Source organism: Nostocoides veronense, from assembly GCF_039531185.1.
GTDB classification, from domain to species: domain Bacteria; phylum Actinomycetota; class Actinomycetes; order Actinomycetales; family Dermatophilaceae; genus Nostocoides_A; species Nostocoides_A veronense.
The window spans coordinates 23057-42354 of record NZ_BAAAPO010000010.1 but is presented as its reverse complement, the minus strand read 5'-3'; the positions used below and the strand labels follow the sequence as shown (position 1 = coordinate 42354).

Sequence of the window (19298 nt, the reverse complement as noted above, 5' to 3'; positions counted from 1 at the left end):
TACAGGTATGCCGCGCGCAGCGCCCGCCGCAGGCTCAGCGGCGCGCGGGCGGGCGGCATACCTGTAGTCGGTCGGGCCGCGGGCTGGTTCCCGGCGGCAGGTGAACACCGAGGTTCTGGCGCATCCGCGGAGTGTCGGTGGACAAGGACGACGTGAGGGTTCAGCCGGCGGCGCGGGCTGGTTGCCGGTCTCGCACAGCGGGGACATCGTGGGGACGGACTGGCATCGGTGCGCCCGAACGGGTTGCGAGCCAACTCTCCACAACCCAGCGCACCCAGTCCGGATGAAACATCACATCGACCCAGACGAAACGCACCAGGCTCCAGTTGTAGATCGCGAGTTCGCTATAGCGGCGGGCATCACGCACCAGCCCGCCCCGGGTCCCGTGGTGCTCAAAGCCTTCGGCTTCGATGGCCAAGCGAAGGATCGGATCCGCCAGGTCAACGATGGCGAATAGCCCAGGCTCCGCGATCACATGCTGCAGACGCAGGTCGAGCCCCGGAATGGTCAACAGGATGGCGCGCAGCACTGACTCGAAAGGGTTGGCAGCGCGAGCGTCGGCGTGAGCGGCCACCCACCGCAGCGTGCCCGCCCCTTGTCCACGAGCGCCGAGCGCAGCAGCACGCAGCTGCGCTCGGGTGATCGCGCGGGCTCGAAGCGCCGAGTCGGCAACGGCCAGCGCTTCGTCGCGCGGCAGCACCCGGCAGCAGTCGATCACCGTTCGCAGCGGAGCGGTGACGCCGGCCGCGCGCTCGGCGGGCGAGGTCCCCGCCCAGCTGACGTGGGCGAATGTCTCCCGATTCGGCAGGGACCGGCCGGGTGAGACGACGATCCAGGCTCGCTCGGGCACATTCTTCACGGCCCACCCGTGCTCCAAAGCCGCGCTGACGTGGGAGAGGACGGCGCATGCGGAATACGCCTGCTGCCGGTGCGCGGCGACCTCTGCGACAACATAGCGACCGCGTGCCGGGTGCAGGATCTCCCCGCTCAGCACGGCGCCGCGGATCGCCCGCTTGGAGTGCCGCCGCCGCAACTGCCCGGCCGTAGCGCACCCACCGAGGTGACCCAGGGTGGCGGCAACGGACATGCCTCCAGCGTGCCGCGGCCGGCCCGATCGCGCTGGTCGCCCGTGGCAGACCTGTGGATAACCCGCTGTCCCATCCCGCGCTGGTGCGCGTGCTGCCCCTCACTCCGGCCCGCCGAGCTACAGGTATGCCGCCCGCCCGCGCGCCGCACGCTCACGAGTCGGCGGGCGGGCGGCATACCTGTAGCCCGCGGGGCCGGGCCGACGCCGCCGCCGCCGCGGGCGTGCGGCAGAAACCAGCGGCCAGCCCGGGAGGCGGGCGCCTAGACTGACGCGGTGACTGTGGAGGGGCGGCGACTCGACCTCCCGGACCTGAACTTCCCCGCCAATCTGCCGGTCGTCGAGCGCGTCGACGAGATCGCCGAGGCGATGCGGGAGCACCAGGTCGTCGTCATCGCCGGCGAGACGGGCTCGGGCAAGACGACCCAGATCCCGAAGATCGCCCTGCAGATCGGCCGCGGCACGGGTGGGCGGATTGCACTGACTCAGCCCCGCCGGATCGCCGCCCGCTCGGTGGCCGAGCGGATCAGCCACGAACTCGGGCTCGAACTTGGCGGCCTAATCGGCTACCAGGTGCGATTCACCGACACTTCATCGCCCGAGACGGTCGTCAAGGTGATGACCGACGGCATCCTGCTCAACGAATTGCAGCGCGATCGCGACCTGCGCGCCTACGACACGATCATCATCGACGAGGCCCACGAACGCAGCCTGAATATCGACTTCATCCTCGGCTACCTCAAACGGCTCCTCCCGCGCCGGCCGGACCTCAAAGTCGTCATCACCTCCGCCACCATCGACCCCCAGCGCTTCGCCGAGCACTTCGCCGCGCCGGGCCGGCCGGTCCCGGTCATCGAGGTGTCCGGGCGCACCTATCCCGTCGAGATCCGCTACCGCCCGCTCCTCGACGCCGACGGTGCCGCGGTCGATCAACTGACCGGAATCTGCGAGGCCGTCGAGGAACTGTGGACCGAGGCGACCGGCCACGAAGATGGCGACCACGACATCCTCATCTTCCTCTCGGGCGAGCGCGAAATCCGTGATGCCGCAGACGCATTGGCTGGTATGAAGTTGCCCGCCACTGAGATCGTCCCCCTCTTCTCGCGGCTCTCCGCCGCCGAGCAGCACCGGGTCTTCGCCCGGCATACGGGGCGGCGGATCGTCCTCGCGACGAATATCGCCGAGACCTCGCTGACGGTCCCGGGCATCCGGTATGTCGTGGACACCGGCACCGCGCGCATCTCGCGGTATTCGCAGCGGCTGAAGGTCCAGCGGCTGCCGATCGAGCCGATCAGCCAGGCCAGCGCCAAGCAGCGCGCGGGCCGGTGTGGCCGGCTCGCCGACGGCATCTGCATCCGCCTGTATGCCGAGGAAGACCACGACGCCCGCCCCGAGTTCACCGAGCCGGAGATCCTGCGTACCTCGCTCGCCGCCGTCATCTTGCAGATGACCAGCCTGCGGCTCGGCGAGGTGGCGCGCTTTCCCTTCATCGACCCGCCGGATCACCGCAATATCGCCGACGGCGTGCGCCTGCTCAAAGAACTCCACGCCCTGCAAGACGAGGAGCCGCGGGGGAGCGGACGCGGCCGGATGTCGAGAAGCGGCGAGCGCCTCACGCGCATCGGCCGCACCCTCGCCCGGCTGCCCGTCGACCCGCGGATGGGACGGATGCTCATCGCCGCCGACGAGCTCGGCTGCACCCGCGAAGTGCTCGTCATCATCGCTGCCCTGTCCATCCAAGACCCACGCGAACGGCCCACGGAGCAGCAGGCGCAGGCCGATCAAGCGCATGCCCGATTCAAAGTCCCAGGCAGCGATTTCGGCAGCTACCTCACCCTGTGGAACTACCTCAAGACGCAGCAAAAAGACTTGTCCAGCAGCGCTTTTCGCCGGATGTGCCAGCGCGAGTTCCTGCACTACTTGCGCGTGCGCGAATGGCAGGACCTGCACCAGCAACTGCGCTCGGCCGCCAAGAGTCAAGGCATCGACCCCGACCGGGCCACGGCCGCTCGCGACGCCGAACCCGCCTGGGATGTCATTCATCAGGCCCTGCTCACCGGACTGCTCTCACACCTCGGCCTGCGCGATGAGTCCACCCGCGACTATCTCGGCGCCCGCGGCGCACGCTTCGCGATCAGCCCGGGGTCGGCGCTCTTCCGCAAGCAACCGGCATATGTCATGGCCGCGGAGCTGGTCGAAACCTCGCGCCTCTGGGCGCGCGTCAATGCCGGCATCGACCCGCTCTGGGCCGAGCAGGCCGGGGCGCATCTGGTCAAGCGCGACTATTCCGAGCCGCGCTGGTCGCGCAAGCAAGGCAGTGTTGTCGCCACCGAGCGGGTCACGTTGTATGGCGTCCCCCTTGTCGTCGACCGAAGCGTCCAGTTCGGCCGCATAGACCCTGAACTGTCCCGTGATCTGTTCATCCGGCACGCCCTCGTCGAGGACGATTGGGAGAGCCAGCACGCCTTCGTCAAGGCGAATCGTGCTCTGCGGCAGCGGATTGAGGCGCTGGAGGACAAGGCTCGCCGGCGCGATATCGTGGCCGACGACCGGCAACTCGCGGCCTTCTTCGACGAGCGCATCCCGCCCGGCATCGTCTCGGCGCAGCACTTCGACCGCTGGTGGAAGGGCGAGCAACGGCATCGACCCAAACTCCTGACGTTCACCGAGGCCGACCTCACCCGCGAGGACGGTTCGGGCGTCGCCGGCGCGGACTACCCCGGCACCTGGACCGTCGATGGCCTCGACTTGCGCCTGAGCTACCAGTTCGATCCCGGCAGCCCACAGGACGGGGTGAGTGTCCGCATACCCCTGACCGTCCTGAACCGGGTGCCGGACGAGGGCTTTGACTGGCTGGTCCCCGGGATGCGTGAGGACCTAGTGACCGCCCTGATCCGGTCGCTGCCCAAGGGCGTGCGGACCAACTTCGTGCCGGCCCCGAACCACGCGGGGTATGTCGTGCGCGAGATCCGGCAGGACGGTGGCGCGATCACGGAGGAGATCGCGCGCGTCCTGCGCGAGCACACGCGAATCGCCATCGCGCCCACCGACTGGGACTGGTCCAAGGTCGCCCCACACCTGCGGATGACCTTCGTCGTCATCGGCGACCGCGGCGAGGAGCTCGGCACCGGCAAGGACCTAAATGCCCTGCGGGACAAGCTTTCTGGGCAGGTGAAGCGTCGAGTCGCGAAGGCCGGCGCGGCCATCGAGCGCGCAGGCCTGACGACTTTTCCGGAGACGCCGGTGCCTGACACTTATGTCCGACGCATCGGTGCGCATGACGTCATCGGCTATCCCGCGCTCGTTGATGAGGGCAGTTCCGTGGCGCTGCGCGTGCTCGCCAGTCAGCCCGCCGCGGCCGCCGCGAACCGCCTCGGGGTCCGGCGGCTGCTGCTGCTCGCCACCAATCCGCCATGGAAGCGCGTCCTCGCGGGGCTCAGCACCGGGGACAAACTTCAACTGCAACTCGCCCCCCACGGCTCGGTCCCGGCACTGCTCGACGACGCCCTCGCGGCGGCCGTCGATCACCTCGTCGCCGACGGACCGACGCAGCAGATCCGGACGCGCGAGCAATTCGAGATCGCGCTCGCGGCGGTGCGCACGCACGCGGCCAGCCGGGTCCTGTCCATGGTGCACATCGTCGGGCCGCTCGTGGAGCAGGCGCACGCCTTGCGCGGCCGGCTCGCCGCGATGACCCGGCCGGATCTCGCAGCGACGGTGGCCGACATCGGAGCGCAACTCGACGGTCTCGTCGGGCCAGGCTTCGTCGCGCGCGTCGGCGCCGCGCACCTGCCCGACCTGCCCCGCTACCTGCGCGCCATCGACCAGCGCCTCACCAAGGCGGCCGCCGACCCAGCCCGCGACCGCCGGCTCCTCGACCAGCTCGATCCCGTCGAGGCGGCGTATGCCGATCTGCTCGCGTCCCTGCCGCCCGTTGAGCGCGGTAGTGATCCCGTCACGCAGATCAATTGGATGATCGAGGAACTGCGGGTCGGGCTGTTCGCGCAGGGTCTCGGCACGGCATACCCCGTGAGCGCGAAGCGCGTGCAGAAGGCGATCGCCGACGTGCGCTCGACGGCGGGACAGGGTGGAATCAACTCGGCCCGCTAGGCGTTCAGACCCCAGAACCATGAACTCTTGACCCGGAAGGCCGCCGTGCAGGACCCCACCCAGCTCTTCTCCTTCGAGCCCGGCGTCGACCCCGGCGCGCTGCCGCCCGGTGTGCTGATCGTCGGCCTCGGTGGCTTCATCGACGCCGGCAATGTTCAGTCACTGCTGGTTCGGCACCTGCTGGAGGCGTCCACGGCGCAAGTCGTCGCGAGCTTCGATCTCGACCAATTGCTCGACCTGCGCGGCCGGCGCCCGCTGATGATCTTTGAGAAGACCAAGTACATCGGGTATGACGACCCGGCCCTGCTGCTGCACCAGCTCAAGGACCGCGACGGGACGACCTATTACCTGCTGGCCGGCCCCGAGCCGGACTATCAGTGGGAGCGGATGATCGAGGCGATCCGCGTCATCCTGGCGCACCTGCGCAATCCGCTCGTGGTGACGGCGCACGGCATCCCCATGGCGGTGCCGCACACCCGGCCGGTCGGGCTGACCGCGCATGCGACCGACGAATCCCTGATCGGCGAACGCAATCCGATCTTCGGGCAGGTCACGATCCCCTCGAGCTTGGCCGCCCTCCTGGAACTGCGGCTGGGGGAGACCGGCGACTCCGCGCTCGGCTTCGCTGTTCACGTGCCGCACTACCTCGCGCAGGCCGACTTCCACGACGGCGCGCTCACCGCGCTCAACGCCATCGTCGATGCGACCGGGCTCAACTTGCCCAATGACGCGCTGGTGCAGGCGGCGGCGGAGGGTCGGGCTCAGATCGAAGCGGAGATTGCTCAGAACCCGGAGATCGCCGCAGCGGTTGAGGGCTTGGAGCGGCAGTACGACAACTTCCTCGAGGCCAGTGAGAAGCCGAATCTGCTGACGCCGCAAGCGAATCCGATCCCTTCGGCCGATGAGTTGGCGGCCGATGTCGAGCAATTCCTGCGATCGGTTTCCGACGAGCCAGACGCCGGCTGAAGAGGCTACTTTGCCTCTGACCAGCGCTCGATGATCGAGCTGTCGGTCACGAACCGCACCGGCGCACCGCCGCTCCACCGCCGGGCCGCATCGGTCAGGGCGGTTTCGACCCGCGAGGCGCACTCCTGCGCCGCGGCCTCCGGCACGTGGACGAGGAGTTCGTCGTGCAGGCATAAGACGACCTGCGCGCCGAGATCGGCCGTCGTCACGCGCACCGTCGCGGCCCACGCCTTGAAGAGTTCCGCCGCGGCGCCCTGGATCAGGGCGTTGCGGGCATACCTGCCCCGCGAACCCGGGTCGTAGGGGCCCGCCGTGCGGATCAGCCGGCCGCCGTGGGTGCGCAGGTCGGAGCCGGCGACGCCCGCGGCATACGCCTGATCCAGGAAGCCCATGGCGACCGGATAGGCCCGCTGCAGGCCGGCGAGCGCTTCGCCGGCTGTGCCGGAGCGCTGGCCATACATCGCGGCGAGCACGGCCACCTTGGCGCGCGAGCGCTCTACGCCGAGGCGTGCAGCGACCGGTGCATAGAGGTCGTCCGAGGCAGTGGCGGCGGCGAAGGCGTCGTCGCGGGCAACGCACGCAAGCACCCGCGGCTCGATCTGGCCGAGGTCGGCGCGGACGAATCGGTGGTCCGCTTCGGCACGCACCCCGGGCCGTAGGACGACCGGCAAATTGTGCAGCCCGTTCTCCGCCGTCATCCGGCCGGCCGCGCCATCGCAGACCGTCCAGTGCCCCCGCAGGCGGTCGTCGGGGCCGACGTGGGTGTCCAGCCAGTGGTAGCCATAGGTCGTCGCGATCCGTTCCTGCGCCCTCCACTCCAGGAGTGGGCTGATAAGTGGATGCGCGTCGCGAAAGGGCTCCAGCAACCACTTGCGCGTCGATGGCACATCGATTCCGATGGCCGCGAGGAGCGCCTTGACCGAGGCAGGATTGCGCAGGTCGACCCCGTCGTGCCCCGGCGCGTGCTGGAGCACCCGCGCGTCCCGCTCGACCCGAATCTGTATGCCGTGCAAGGCATCTCGCGGTCGCTCGCCCGCTGCATCCGCGATCAGGGCGGACATGCCGGCCCGGTCGATCGGGAGTCCATCGCGCTCCAGTTCGAGGCAGAGCAGCGCCGCGCTCGACTCGCTGATGGCCGTCGCCACCGCCCCCGGGCCGCGCGCCGCGAAGCCCTGCAGCAGGGTGCGCGCGCAGCCATATGCCGCCCGCGCCCACTGCCCGAGCCGCTCCGGCGTCCGCTGCCACGTGCCGGCGACGGCATCGGCGCGCAGATAGCCCGCCGGGGTCAGCAGGGCATCGTCGGGCAGGGGAGCGGCCAGGGCGGCGAAGAGATCGTCCGGGGCCTGCTCGGGTATGCCGTCCACCGCCAGCCCGTGCACCCCCGCCCAGATCCGCCCCGGGTCGGCGCGCCAACCGCCGTGTTCAAGTCGGTGGCATTCGGCGAGATCGAGCACGCGCGGCGGCAACTGGTCAGCCGCCGCCAGCCCTGCCAGGTCGGCCGCTTGCCAGACGACGACGCGCATCCCCGACGGGCCCAGGTCGGGCAGGTCCGGTGCGGTCCAGGTCCGCACCCGCTGCCCGTCGTAGCTCGCCCAGCCGGCCGGTCCGCATACCAGGGCGAGCAGCGGGGTGGGGGAGGACACCGATCGACCATACGTCCGGGGGCCGACAGCCCCATCCGTGCTGCACGACATACGACGACCGGCGGCGTCCAGACCGCCAATCGTCGTACCTAAGGCCGGGTGGGCTGCCGCAAGCGTGAAAGGATCGGCGCCACACTTCCGCTCCTCCACCGGCAAGGAAAGACGTCATGGGCCTGCTCGATCTGATCAAGAAGGACAACTCCGCGCTGCGCCGCGATGTCGAGACCACGGGCTCCGCGCTGCAGCGCGCCCGCGAGGGCGACGAGGGCGGCCTGACCGGCGCGGCGACGCGGCTGATGGAACGCCTCCTCGACACCGGCATCGACGGCCGCGGCCCGCTGGATTCCGCCGACAAGATCGCTCGCGAGGCACTGCGCAAGAGGGGATCGACCGACGAGGCCATCGACGAGATCGTCAAGGACCACACCATGCTCGCCGCCACCGGCGGCTTCCTGACCAGCCTCGGCGGCTTCATCACCATGCCGATCGCGCTGCCGGCCAACCTCGTGGAGTTCTATCTGCTTGCCACCCGCATGGTGGCCTCGATCGCCAAGACGCGCGGCTACGACATCAACAAGCCCGAGATCCGCTCGGCCATCTTGCTCACGCTCGTGGGCGCGGACGCCGACGATCTGCTGAAGAAGGCGGGCGTCGTCGCCACCGGGCGCCTGTCGAATCTCGCCGCACAGCGCCTCCCCGGCCCGATCCTCATGGTCGTCAACAAGGCCGTCGCCTTCCGGCTGCTCTCCACCGCCGGCCGCGGCGTGCTGACCCGTTTCGGCCGCGGCCTCCCGGTCGCGGGCGGATTCGTCGGAGCCGGCCTGGACACCTACCTCATTCGCCGCATCGCCGATGCCGCCCGGCACGAGTTCCCTGAGGTGAAGCCGGCATAGCGCCTCGGCGGCGCAAACCCGGTCTGATCGTGGACTAGGGTCGGGCGATGACTGCGGCCAGTAACGACGAACACCAAGAATCGTCAACTGGAACCGCAACTGGTTCACGAGACCTTATGGATGAAGGGCGAGCAAGGCTGGTCGACGCCCGAGGCCGCCAAGGCGGCCGCCGAGATCGGGTTCGCCACCGTCGCGGGCCGGATGGAATCGGCAGCCTATGACCTCCAGGTATCTGCAACGCCCTTCACGGCGGGCCGTCTGTATGCCGACTGTGAGGTCTTCACGGTGATGCGCTGCGAGTGCTTCGTGGAGGCCTATCGGACTCTCATGCTCGGCCCCATCCCGGTCGGGGCGGTCGTCCGCTCGCCGGCCTATCGAGTGGAGGATTTGCTGCCCACGGTCGGACAACGGTGGTACACCGCATGGAGCTGGATCGGCGCGTGGAATGAGCACACGGTGACAGTCGGTGACTGGGGATTTCGCTAGCGCTTTGTGTGACCGACAGCCCCATGGGCTGCGGCACCCGCAATACCCCACCCCAAGACAAGCGCCCGGCGCGGGGCGGGAATCGGGGCCGCTGCAAAGGCGTTGGACATCTCGACCCGGTCGCGCCCGATGCGACCGCTTCGAGAAGGACTTACCGTGGCTCGCTCCCGCCTGCTGCTCGCCCGCTCCCTGATGACCGCCGTCCGATCGGCGACCCGTCCCGGGGCTCCATCCCTGGCCGTGCGCGCGAGCGCCTTGCCCCGCCTGGTGCGCGCCGTGAGCCGCGGCGATTACCGGGGTATGACGATGGCTCGCCTCGGCATGCTCGGTCTCGCCGCGGCATACATCCTCTCCCCGGTCGACCTGATGCCCGAGGGCATCCTCGCGGTCTTCGGGCTCGCCGACGACGCCCTCGTGCTCTCCTGGCTCGCCGCCGCTCTCGTGACCGAGACGGAAAGCTTCCTGGACTGGGAGGCGGGGGCTGGCTCGGCGAGTGCGGGTGCTCCGGCGCCCGCCACCGTCGCTGGACAGGTGCTCCGCTGACCTGCTGAAAGATCCCTTTCGGCCCCGGACTATCCACAGGTCTGGGGGCCGAAAGTGCGTTATCCACGGCTTTTTCGGGGGTCTTCCGCCCGGATGGGTGGTGCGGGCAGCGTTGAGCCATGACCATCACCATCAGTTCACCAGAAGACCTCCTCGCCGCCCTGCCCTATCAGGTCGGCTTCCATCCCCGCGAGTCCCTCGTCGTCGTCGTGCTCCGCGAGCACACGATCTGCTTCTCGGCCCGCCTCGACATCCCGCGCGAGCCAGCCGACGCCCTTGATCTGATCGACGCGACGTGCGAACGCATCGCTTGGGCGACCAGCCAAGCAGGCGGCGATGGGGCCCTGCTTGTGTTGTATGACGACACACCCCTCGGCTGGGGCACCCTCCTCGCCGTCGGGGACCGGCTCTCCTCATGGGGGCTGCGTATGCCGCTCAGCGCCCTCGTCGCTGGCGGCTCCTGGCGGCAGTTGGGCAGCGACGAGCCGCTGCGCTGGGGCACCTGGCACCCCATGCCGCGGGCGGATGAGTCCGGTGCGGTGGCGGAGTTCGTCGGGCTTGGTCGCAGCGCCGCGCCGGATCGGGAGACCTCCTTGGATCTGCTGCGCCCCACGCCGGGCCCGGACGGCACGATCACCCGGGTCACCGGTCGGGAGGCCCGCATCCCCGTGCTGGCGACTGGGGCCTGGCGACGCTTCTTCACCCTCGGCGCCGTGGACGAGCCCGATTTCTGGTGGCCAGATGCCGCGACCGCGGTGGCCATGGGCCGCAGTTTGCTGGATCGGGAGTTTCGCGATGCCGTGATCGCCCTGCTGGTGCCGGAGTCGGTGCCTTTCGACGCCTTGGCGCCGGGCGCCTTGGCTCGCGCTCGCGACCTCCTTGGCCGGGCCTTGGAGCCGCCTCGATCTCGCCGCAGTGAGCCGTCCTGGCACCGGCACGCGTGGACCCATGCTGCGGTGGAACGCATCTTCTTCCGGTTCGCGACGCTGTCACGGACCTGCCCACCGCCCATCAGCGCGGGTGCCTATTGCGTGACGGCGCTCCTGGCCGGCCGGCTGGGACGCGGCCATCTCTGTTCGGCGGCCATCGACGAGGCACTGGCCGCAGATCCGCAGCACGTGCTCGCCGGCTTGCTGCACCGAGCGCTCGGTCGGGGGATGCTGCCCGGTCATGCCGTCGCGGGTCAGGCGCCGGGGGCCGGCGTGGCCTGAGGCGGCGACCCACCCAGCGCGCTAGCCGACGCCACGCCCAATCGCGATAGGGCCCGTCGCCAGACGAAGCGCACTTCTCAGGTAACTTGGAGCCACTGGGTACCACCCATTGCTCAAGGAGGAGAAACAGGTGGCGATCGTCGTCGGATATGTCCCCACGAAAGAGGGGCGCGCTGCGCTCACGCACGCGGTGCAGGAGGCGAAGCTTCGGACGACGTCCTTGGTCGTTATCAACTCCGCCCGGGGCGGACGGGATATGGCTGAGGCCGACCAGCAGACCGAGCTGGAGAATCTGGTCAGCCAGATGCGCGCCGATGGCGTCGACGTCGACCTACGCTCCCTGGTGCGTGGCCTCGAGCCAGCCGAGGACCTGATCGCGATCGCCGAAGACATCAACGCCGATCTGATCGTGATCGGCCTGCGACGCCGCACGCCCGTCGGGAAGCTCATCCTCGGCTCCAACGCCCAGCGCATCCTGCTCGACGCGCCGTGCCCCGTCCTCGCGGTCAAAGCGGACTGAATCTCGCGACGAACCGGGCGGAATACCACCCTCCGATCTCGGGTTTTATAATGGCGATGTCGATGTCGATCTGATCGCGTCCACCGGCAACTTCAACCTGAGACCGCCCGGCCCACGCATCGGACGAAACGGCACATCCCCGCGTACTCCACCGTCAACGGTCTGGTCCACCCTGCCCGCGCCGGTGACCACCGCCATACCGCCGCGAAAGGTGCCGTCAGTCCGTGCCGCGTTCGTCCCAGGCCGTCCCCGCCCTACCCCGTGAGTTCGGCCACCCAGCGCTGCAGGAGCTGGTTCGCAAGGGCGCCACAACCGGTCGCATCACCGGCGTGCAATTGGTTGAGGCGATGGTCGCCGCGACGGTCACCGAGACCCGTCGCAAGGCCGTCGTGCGGGCCATCGAAGAGCAAGGAATTGAGGTAGTCGTCGAGATGCCGATCAAAAAGGCTGCGCCCGCGAGCGCGGCCAAGACCACCACCGCCAAGTCAGCCACGGCCAAGCGCGCCACGAAGGCGCCGGCCAAGGCGGCCGACCCCGCACCCGCGGAGGCCACCACGCAGCCGGCCGCCAAGAAGGCCGCGGCCAAGGCTCCCGCCAAGACGACGGCCACGGCCACCGCAAAGGCGCCAACGAAGGCTGCTGCCAAGGCGCCCGCCAAGACGGCGGCCACGGCTGCTGCGAAGGCACCGGCCAAGAGCGCCGCCAAGGCGGCCACCCCAGCCAAGAAGTCGGCCGCCAAGAAGGCCGCGAGCGCCACCGATGGCACGCAGGACGAGACGACCGAGGACGAGGTCGACGAGGCCCCCGAGGACATCGAGGAGGAGGCGGTCGCCATTGAGCCGGAGGCCGCGGACACCCCCGATGACGCCAGCGAGACCGAGGACTCTGAGGACGGCGAGGACGAGGAGGGCAACGCCAAGCCCAAGGCGGAGGAGGAATCCGACGACAGTGCCGGCTTCGTCATCCGCGATGACGACGAGGACGATGCGCCGGCCCAGCAGGTCGTCACGGCAGGCGCCACGGCCGACCCGGTTAAGGACTACCTCAAGCAGATCGGCAAGGTCGCGCTGCTGAACGCCGAGCAGGAGGTCGAACTCGCCAAGCGCATCGAGGCCGGCCTGTTCGCGGAGGAAAAGCTCTCCGCGATGTCCAGCTCCGATAAGTTCACCAAGCTCGGCCGCGAATTGCATTGGATCGCCCAGGACGGCAAGAAGGCCAAGAACCACCTGCTCGAGGCCAACTTGCGCCTGGTGGTCAGCCTGGCCAAGCGCTACACCGGCCGCGGCATGCTCTTCCTCGACCTGATCCAGGAAGGCAACCTCGGTCTGATCCGCGCGGTCGAGAAGTTCGACTACACCAAGGGCTACAAGTTCTCGACCTATGCGACCTGGTGGATCCGTCAGGCCATCACCCGCGCCATGGCCGACCAGGCCCGCACCATCCGCATCCCCGTGCACATGGTGGAGGTCATCAACAAGCTGGCCCGCGTCCAGCGCCAGATGTTGCAGGACCTAGGCCGCGAACCCACCCCGGAAGAGCTGGCCCGCGAACTCGACATGACCCCCGAAAAGGTCGTCGAGGTGCAGAAGTATGGCCGTGAGCCCATCTCGCTGCATACCCCGCTCGGCGAGGACGGCGACTCCGAATTCGGTGACCTCATCGAGGACTCCGAGGCGGTCGTGCCCGCCGACGCGGTCAGCTTCACGCTGCTGCAGGAGCAATTGCACAGCGTCTTGGACACCCTCTCCGAGCGCGAGGCCGGCGTCGTCGCCATGCGATTCGGCCTGACCGACGGCCAGCCCAAGACGCTCGATGAGATCGGCAAGGTCTATGGCGTCACGCGCGAGCGGATCCGCCAGATCGAGTCCAAGACGATGAGCAAGCTGCGGCACCCCAGCCGCTCCCAGGTCTTGCGCGACTACCTCGACTGAGGTTGTCTTTGGCCCGTTGGCATTGATGCAGGTCAACCGCCTGTTTCAGCGCTGACGGGCCACACCATACCCGAGCACAGCGCTCCTAGTCCAGATATCGGTTACCCTCGGTGTCGTGCCCAAGTCACCACCCGCCCCCGATATCGCGGTGCTCCTGCCCTCCTGGGTGCTCTCCCTGCGGGCAGATCGCAAGTCCCCGCAGACGATCAAGTCCTACAGCGACGCGGCCCGGCTCTACATCTCCTGGTGCGAGGCCGAGGGCGCGACGCCGCTCGACCGGACCAGCCTTCGCCGGTGGACGACCAGCCTGCTCGACGGTGGGGCGGCGCCCGCGACCGTCCGCGCGCGCCAGCTCGGAATGCGCCGGTATGCCGCGTGGCTGCTCGATGAGGGAGAGATCACAGAAGACCCGTTCGTCGGAATCAAGCCGCCGCGCCTCGACTCGACGGTTACCGAGCCGCTGACCGAGGAAGAACTGCGAGCCCTACTGAAGGCGTGCGAGCCCGGACGGGACGCCGACCCCAACGACCTGTTCCGCGGGCGACGGGACGAGGCGATCCTGCGTCTGATGCTGGAGACGGGCGCGCGAGCCGGGGAGATTGTGGCGATCGAGTTGGCAGACCTCGACCTTGCCGGCGGCAACGTCATCATCCGCCGCGGCAAGGGCGGTAAGGGGCGCTCGGTCCCATTCGGCCCCCACACCGCCAAGGCAATCGACCGATATGCCCGCGTCAGGAACCGCCACCGGCTCGCCAGCAGCCCGGCGCTATGGCTGGGGGACCGCGGCAAGGGCTTCACCTACGACGCGCTGCACAAGACCCTCGGTGCCCGCGCCAGTGCTGCCGGCATCGCCCGGTTCCACCCGCACATCATGCGCCACACGGCCGCGCACAGGTGGCTCGCCGCTGGGGGGTCGGAAGGTGGTCTTATGGCCGTCGCCGGTTGGACCCGGCCCGACATGCTGATGCGCTACACCCGCGCCCGTGCCAGCGCTCGCGCCGCCGAGGAAGCGGCCCGGCTGAACCTGGGGGACCTGTGAACCTCGACGAACGCCGGGAATGGGAATCCCGCCAGGGTCAGGAGCGCCGACGCATATGGAAAGTCATGGGCGCATCCCCCGCGGTCCAACGCGCCGTGGTCGCTCGCGCCACCTTCGATCTGGCCTGCCCCTACGGACACCGACTGTTCACGGCCGTGCTGGACGACGGGATGGAGGGAGACGAGTTCTGGGTGCTCCCCTTTGATGACGGGGGTCGAAAGTCCCGAGTCACCGAGGACGGCACTTTCTTCAATCTCGGGGGAGTGTGCGGTCAGGATGGTTGCCCCCGGCGCACCGCAAGGGGTGTCGCCTACTGCGACGAGCATTCCCACGGCCGAGAGTCCATCGTCGTAGACCACTTGAAGACGCGGTTCATCTGCCCGCTGGCGTCGTGTGGCTGGAGCGACTCGGTACTGACCACCCACTTGCTGCAAGTGGTCACCGCCGCGCTGACGGCGGGCGTGGCCGATGGGATCTCGGTGACCGGGCGACGCGCTGACGGGAAGCACAAGAGCCGCAAGCGCTGACCTGATGTACGCTAGGCACACCGCCTACGGGCGGCGGCCCCGAGCGGATAGGCCGCATTTCACCGCTCGTATTGCGCTGAGCGCGGAGTCTTAGTCGGACTTCTTCCCTGGGAGAAGTCTGCCTTGAGTCCAAACGAACGATCCCTTATCGCGTCCATCGCGTCCCATGAGAGTTGGGCACGGACCGAAGACCGCGCCGCCCGAACCGCCCCCGCACGCCAGGCGCTGGAGCAGCGCTTTCTCAATGAGGCCGGAGGCGATCCCGTCAGGGCCGAGCACCTGCGGAAGGCCTATTACCAGCGTCTCGCCCTGAAGTCCGCCGCGGCGCGACGCCGCGCGAAATCGGCTATTGAGTCCGCCCGCGCCGCCGAGGCCGAACTGACCAGCCTGGGCGGCACCGCGTGAGTCCACAGCCAACACGAGAAAGCCGCCCGGCGGGCAACCAGGCGGCAATCACGAAGGTGAACACGGGCGGGCGTTCTGAGGCCGAGTCTATCGACCTCGGCTGTCGGTGTCGACGCTGCGGCGCGCACCTGGTGGCCGAGCGATCGGTAGCCCACGAGATCGGCCCGATCTGCCGCCGGCAGGAGATGCAGGAGCGCGCGGCCGGGGGTGCAGCATGACGGCCACGCCGACCCGAGCCGAGGACGTGCTCGACCTGGCGGCCCTCACTCCCGAGGCGTGGGACGTGTTTTGCACGGGATACGCCACTGGCCTGGCCCACGGCCGGGAGGCCGCCGAGCGCGCCCACGCCGAGGCTGAGGCCGCCGTGTGGGCCGAGGCGTGCCAGGCCGTGCGCAATGCCTTTACGTTGCCGCTGCGCGACCCGTCGCTCCTGACCGCGACCAGCGCCGAGCTGCGCCAGCGAGCCGAGGCGCGGGAACGGGCCGGCATCGAGCGGTTCCGTGCTGCCGTCGGGCGGGAGGTCGCCTGATGCAGCGCCGCTCGTCATACGTCTACGCGCCGCCGGGAGCCCGTCACGCCCTGGTGCGTGGCCCTCTCGGTATGCGCCTGCGAGACATGGGTTTTCGGTCCTTGTGGTGCAACGTGCAACGCGGCTGGCTGGTCCGCTCCGAGCGCGTCTCCGACCTGCTGACCGCGGCCGAGGTCGCTGGCGAGCCGGTGGAGTTGTCCGAGCGGCCGGCGCCGCCGCCCCGTCCCCGGACGGGGGTGGGCGCGTGATCAAGCACAGCACTGACTCCGCCGCCTACGACCTCCTCGGGCGCCCCGTCTCGACCGGAGGCGAGCAGCACTCCGGGCAGGTCCGCATGGCCTACCGGCTGGCCGCCGCCTACATCGACCGGCTGTTGCACGTCGCCGGGATCGGCTGGCACTACTACGACGGCACCCGCTGGTGTGAGGATGACCGCGGATACGCCCGCCGCGCGGTCCTCGACGTGCTCGCGCAGGCACTGGCCGAAAGTGTGGGCGATAAGCAACTGCGGGCCGACGTAGCCCGGTGCGAGTCCGACGCGGGGATCTCCGGGGTGCTCGGGGTGTCCGCCGCCCTGGTGGAGTTCGCCGCCACCGTGGACGACCTCGACGCCGACCCGCACCTGCTGAACACCGCGACCGGCACGCTCGATCTGCGGACGATGCGACTGCGGGAGCACGACCCGGCTGATCGGCTGAGCAAGGTTACGACGGCCGCCTATCGGCCCGACGCCGACCAGGCCGAGTGGCGGGCGTTCCTCGACGCCGTGCTGCCCGACGCCGACGAGCGCGACTATTTGCAGCGCGTGGTCGGGCAGTCCCTCTACGGGCGCGTGACCGAGCATCTGTTGCCCGTCCTCATCGGCACCGGCGCCAACGGCAAATCCACGTTCGCCGGCGCCGTCTCCGGCGCAATGGGCGACTACGCCGCGGTGATCGACCCGTCGCTGCTCATGGCCCACGACCGCGGCCGAGGCAGCGGAGGGCCGGAAATGATGCAACTGCTCGGCGCCCGCCTGGTGATCGGCTCGGAAACCGAAGAAGGCCGCAAACTCGATGAGCCGACCATGAAGCGGTTGACCGGGGGTGACGCGCTGACCGCGCGCCGCCTCTACCGGGAGCCCGTGACCTGGATGCCGTCTCACCAGCTGCTCTACCTCACCAACGCGCTGCCCGTCGTGCGCGGCAATGATCCGGCCGTGTGGCGCCGCGTGCGCGTGCTGCCCTTCGACGTGGTGGTCCCGCCCGCGCAGCGGGACCCCGGCCTGCCTGAGCGGCTGCTGCTGCACGCTGACGCGGTGCTGGCCTGGGCCGTGGCCGGATACGCCGATTACAAGGCCAACGGGATGCGGGAGCCGGCGACCGTGCTGGCCGCGACGGACGACTATCGCGCCGAGTCTGACGCGGTACGGCGGTTCATCACCGAGGGGTGCCACGTCTCCCCGGTGGCATCCGCGACCACGCGGGAACTGTTCACCGCCTGGCAGCGGTGGGCGATCCGGGACGGCGCCGAAACCCTGACCGAACGCGCCTTCGGCAAGGAACTGGACCGGCTCGGACACCCCGCCTCCCGGACCAAGAGGGGTGCCACCCGCCCGGGCCTGATGCCCTACGCCGAGGACGACAACGGCCGCGGTGGTGACGCATGGTGACGGCTTCCCGTAACTTTCCTACACGTAGGGATATAGGAAAAGTTGCGGGAAACCGTCACCTTCCGTCACCCGACGCTCTGACCTGCGGAAACACAAAAGCGAGTGATCCGCCGGCGGCCGCTCACGGGCGACTGGTCGACGCCATAAACGGACTGCTCGACGCCGACCGCCGGACGCCCTGCCTCGACCCCGACCGGCGGGACGACTGGACCGCCGAGCACCCCGACGACCGAGCCCGCGCCGCCCGCGCCTGCCGGCCCTGCACGCTCATCGAGCTATGCGCCGACGCCGGGGACGAGATCGCCCAGCAGCACGGGCGCCGCGGCACCTGGGGAGTGTGGGGCGGACAGGACCGCTCGCCCCAACCGGCCAAGGCGGCGACCCCATGAGCGTCGTGGTCAAGGCGTGGAGCCACCGCGACGCCCTCGCAATCGTGGACGGCACACGGGTCCGCATCCGCCGGCAGCGCCGCTCGATCCGATGGATCTGCGACGACCACGGCAACGACAACCACCCGCACTGTCCCCACCTGGCCGCCCTGGCCGCAACCCCCGCAGACCCCGACAAGAGAAGGGAACGACCGCATGGATAGGAACCAACCAACGCGCGGAACCGACGCAATCGCACGCCTGGCAGCCGCGCTCGACGCCGCCATTGAGGCCGACGCCGGCGACCAGGACCAGGCCACAACCGACCCGCCAACCGACCTAGCAGCAGCCCTCGACGCCGCGATGAAGGAGACCGACCGATGAGCACCACCGCCGAGCAGATCACCGAGCTATCCGCCAAGATCCACGCCGCCGAGCAGAAGGCCGCCAGCAGCACCGAGACCGACCGGGCCCGCCTGGCCGAACTGGAGCGCCAGGCGGGCGCCGAGGCCGAGGCCGAGCAGCACCGGCGCGCCACCCGCCGCCAGGCATGGGCGCGCCACTACCTCCAGTCCGGCGACCACCAGGCCGCCGAGGCACAAGCCCGCAAGGACGTTACCGCAGCCCGCCGCGCGTTCGAGCAGACCATCGCCGCCGAGCCCTGGGTAGCGGCTCTCATCGACTGGCAGGCCGCCGTCAACGCACAGCACGCCGTCACCCGCCGCGGGGAGTACGCCCGCGAGATCACCGGGCAGTCCGTCTCACCGAGCACCGGACCGGCGAGCGTGCTGCCGATGATCGACGGTCAAGTCTCGTTCGACCCGCTGGGCCAGATGCTGCACCGCCTGGCCGCATCCGCAGACGAGACTGACGTGCCTGCCGAGGTCGAGCAGTTGGCCGCCGTCAGCGACGGAACGCCGCGCGACCCCCTGGCCGAGGCGATCGCCAGCAGTCCCCTCGACAAGTCCAACCCGCTGGCCTGGCTCGCGCGCAACGGCATCCGCCTCGACGTGACCCGCCACACCACCGAGGACGGTGCCACGACCGTCATGCACCGCAACCCCCGCGCCGGCGAGTGGGTCAAGACCGACGACAAGGGCAACATCCTCGGGACCAGCTGGACGACCGCCGAGACCGAGGGGCGCCCGACCAACCCGATCGACGGGCGCCAGTTCGGCAGCGTGCTCGACACCGAGCGCAACGTCTTCACCAAGCAGCGGGTCAACTAGACCGGTCCACGAGCAGCGACGGCCGGGCGTGAAAGCCACCGAACTGGACAAGCCTGGGCAGGAGCCAAGGCGTCGAGCGCGTTCCCCTTTCTACCGCTATGACGCGCCTGCGCCCGGCCGTCGCACCCACCCGCGGGGTGGGGTTAACCACCCACGGATCGGA

19 protein-coding genes are annotated in these 19298 nt (G+C 69.6%); 17 read left to right on the top strand and 2 right to left on the bottom strand.

Going from position 1 to position 19298, the window contains the following annotated elements; all coding sequences use genetic code 11:
- Positions 1–160 precede the first annotated feature (160 nt).
- Positions 161–1087 (bottom strand): hypothetical protein, encoded by a 927-nt coding sequence (locus ABD225_RS03220; RefSeq protein WP_344081192.1) that lies wholly within the window; start codon positions 1085–1087, stop codon positions 161–163.
- A 273-nt stretch (positions 1088–1360) separates the two neighbouring features.
- Here ABD225_RS03220 and hrpA point away from each other — a divergent pair, with 273 nt between their 5' ends.
- Positions 1361–5194, top strand: a complete 3834-nt coding sequence (hrpA, locus tag ABD225_RS03215) for an ATP-dependent RNA helicase HrpA (RefSeq protein WP_344081189.1) — start codon at positions 1361–1363, stop codon at positions 5192–5194.
- 27 nt (positions 5195–5221) lie between these two features.
- A complete protein-coding gene (locus tag ABD225_RS03210) occupies positions 5222–6160 on the top strand; it encodes a proteasome assembly chaperone family protein (RefSeq protein ID WP_344081186.1) in 939 nt (312 codons plus the stop codon).
- A 5-nt stretch (positions 6161–6165) separates the two neighbouring features.
- On the opposite strand, the gene ABD225_RS03205 is transcribed toward ABD225_RS03210, so the two are convergent.
- A complete protein-coding gene (locus ABD225_RS03205; protein WP_344081183.1) occupies positions 6166–7803 on the bottom strand; it encodes a DNA polymerase in 1638 nt (545 codons plus the stop codon).
- 167 nt (positions 7804–7970) lie between these two features.
- Here ABD225_RS03205 and ABD225_RS03200 point away from each other — a divergent pair, with 167 nt between their 5' ends.
- The 15 genes from ABD225_RS03200 to ABD225_RS03130 all read left to right on the top strand — a co-directional run bounded on the left by ABD225_RS03200 (position 7971) and on the right by ABD225_RS03130 (position 19135).
- Positions 7971–8696: an EcsC family protein gene (locus tag ABD225_RS03200; RefSeq protein WP_344081180.1), complete on the top strand. Its 726-nt coding sequence runs from the start codon at positions 7971–7973 to the stop codon at positions 8694–8696.
- A 120-nt stretch (positions 8697–8816) separates the two neighbouring features.
- Positions 8817–9182 carry a hypothetical protein gene (locus ABD225_RS03195; RefSeq protein ID WP_344081177.1) on the top strand — a complete coding sequence of 122 codons (366 nt, stop codon included), beginning with the start codon at positions 8817–8819 and terminating at the stop codon, positions 9180–9182.
- Between the two features lie 156 nt (positions 9183–9338).
- The gene (locus ABD225_RS03190) at positions 9339–9725 is read left to right on the top strand and encodes a YkvA family protein (RefSeq protein ID WP_344081173.1); all 387 of its coding nucleotides are present in this window, start codon (positions 9339–9341) and stop codon (positions 9723–9725) included.
- Positions 9726–9844: 119 nt separating this feature from the next.
- Complete coding sequence (locus ABD225_RS03185; protein WP_344081171.1) at positions 9845–10936, top strand: DUF4192 domain-containing protein; 1092 nt, start codon at positions 9845–9847, stop codon at positions 10934–10936.
- 130 nt (positions 10937–11066) lie between these two features.
- Positions 11067–11456, top strand: a complete 390-nt coding sequence (locus tag ABD225_RS03180) for a universal stress protein (RefSeq protein ID WP_344081169.1) — start codon at positions 11067–11069, stop codon at positions 11454–11456.
- A gap of 224 nt (positions 11457–11680) precedes the next feature.
- Positions 11681–13387 (top strand): RNA polymerase sigma factor, encoded by a 1707-nt coding sequence (locus ABD225_RS03175; protein ID WP_344081166.1) that lies wholly within the window; start codon positions 11681–11683, stop codon positions 13385–13387.
- Positions 13388–13502: 115 nt separating this feature from the next.
- Positions 13503–14426, top strand: a complete 924-nt coding sequence (locus tag ABD225_RS03170; protein ID WP_344081163.1) for a tyrosine-type recombinase/integrase — start codon at positions 13503–13505, stop codon at positions 14424–14426.
- Positions 14427–14491: 65 nt separating this feature from the next.
- On the top strand, positions 14492–14953 hold the full coding sequence (locus ABD225_RS03165; protein ID WP_344081160.1) for a hypothetical protein: 462 nt from the start codon (positions 14492–14494) through the stop codon (positions 14951–14953).
- A gap of 123 nt (positions 14954–15076) precedes the next feature.
- Positions 15077–15358: a hypothetical protein gene (locus ABD225_RS03160; protein WP_344081157.1), complete on the top strand. Its 282-nt coding sequence runs from the start codon at positions 15077–15079 to the stop codon at positions 15356–15358.
- A gap of 214 nt (positions 15359–15572) precedes the next feature.
- The gene (locus ABD225_RS03155; protein WP_344081154.1) at positions 15573–15887 is read left to right on the top strand and encodes a hypothetical protein; all 315 of its coding nucleotides are present in this window, start codon (positions 15573–15575) and stop codon (positions 15885–15887) included.
- A complete protein-coding gene (locus ABD225_RS03150) occupies positions 15887–16135 on the top strand; it encodes a hypothetical protein (protein ID WP_344081151.1) in 249 nt (82 codons plus the stop codon). Before ABD225_RS03155 ends, ABD225_RS03150 begins: the two co-directional genes overlap by 1 nt.
- A gap of 86 nt (positions 16136–16221) precedes the next feature.
- Positions 16222–17538, top strand: coding sequence for a DNA primase family protein (locus ABD225_RS03145; RefSeq protein WP_344081147.1), 1317 nt, complete (start codon positions 16222–16224; stop codon positions 17536–17538).
- Between the two features lie 385 nt (positions 17539–17923).
- A complete protein-coding gene (locus ABD225_RS03140) occupies positions 17924–18130 on the top strand; it encodes a hypothetical protein (RefSeq protein WP_344081144.1) in 207 nt (68 codons plus the stop codon).
- Positions 18123–18290, top strand: coding sequence for a hypothetical protein (locus ABD225_RS03135; protein ID WP_344081141.1), 168 nt, complete (start codon positions 18123–18125; stop codon positions 18288–18290). The genes ABD225_RS03140 and ABD225_RS03135 overlap by 8 nt, the downstream gene beginning before the upstream one ends.
- Positions 18287–19135, top strand: a complete 849-nt coding sequence (locus ABD225_RS03130) for a hypothetical protein (protein WP_344081138.1) — start codon at positions 18287–18289, stop codon at positions 19133–19135. The genes ABD225_RS03135 and ABD225_RS03130 overlap by 4 nt, the downstream gene beginning before the upstream one ends.
- Positions 19136–19298 lie beyond the last annotated feature (163 nt).

Bases quoted from the DNA above. Each gene is read 5' to 3' on its own strand.
- ABD225_RS03220 (WP_344081192.1), bottom strand. From the start codon at position 1,087: ATGTCCGTTGCCGCCACCCTGGGTCACCTCGGTGGGTGCGCTACGGCC.
- ABD225_RS03200 (WP_344081180.1), top strand. From the start codon at position 7,971: ATGGGCCTGCTCGATCTGATCAAGAAGGACAACTCCGCGCTGCGCCGC.
- ABD225_RS03195 (WP_344081177.1), top strand. From the start codon at position 8,817: ATGAAGGGCGAGCAAGGCTGGTCGACGCCCGAGGCCGCCAAGGCGGCC.
- ABD225_RS03185 (WP_344081171.1), top strand. From the start codon at position 9,845: ATGACCATCACCATCAGTTCACCAGAAGACCTCCTCGCCGCCCTGCCC.
- ABD225_RS03165 (WP_344081160.1), top strand. From the start codon at position 14,492: ATGGGCGCATCCCCCGCGGTCCAACGCGCCGTGGTCGCTCGCGCCACC.
- ABD225_RS03155 (WP_344081154.1), top strand. From the start codon at position 15,573: ATGACGGCCACGCCGACCCGAGCCGAGGACGTGCTCGACCTGGCGGCC.
- ABD225_RS03150 (WP_344081151.1), top strand. From the start codon at position 15,887: ATGCAGCGCCGCTCGTCATACGTCTACGCGCCGCCGGGAGCCCGTCAC.
- ABD225_RS03145 (WP_344081147.1), top strand. From the start codon at position 16,222: ATGGCCTACCGGCTGGCCGCCGCCTACATCGACCGGCTGTTGCACGTC.
- ABD225_RS03140 (WP_344081144.1), top strand. From the start codon at position 17,924: ATGAGCGTCGTGGTCAAGGCGTGGAGCCACCGCGACGCCCTCGCAATC.
- ABD225_RS03135 (WP_344081141.1), top strand. From the start codon at position 18,123: ATGGATAGGAACCAACCAACGCGCGGAACCGACGCAATCGCACGCCTG.
- ABD225_RS03130 (WP_344081138.1), top strand. From the start codon at position 18,287: ATGAGCACCACCGCCGAGCAGATCACCGAGCTATCCGCCAAGATCCAC.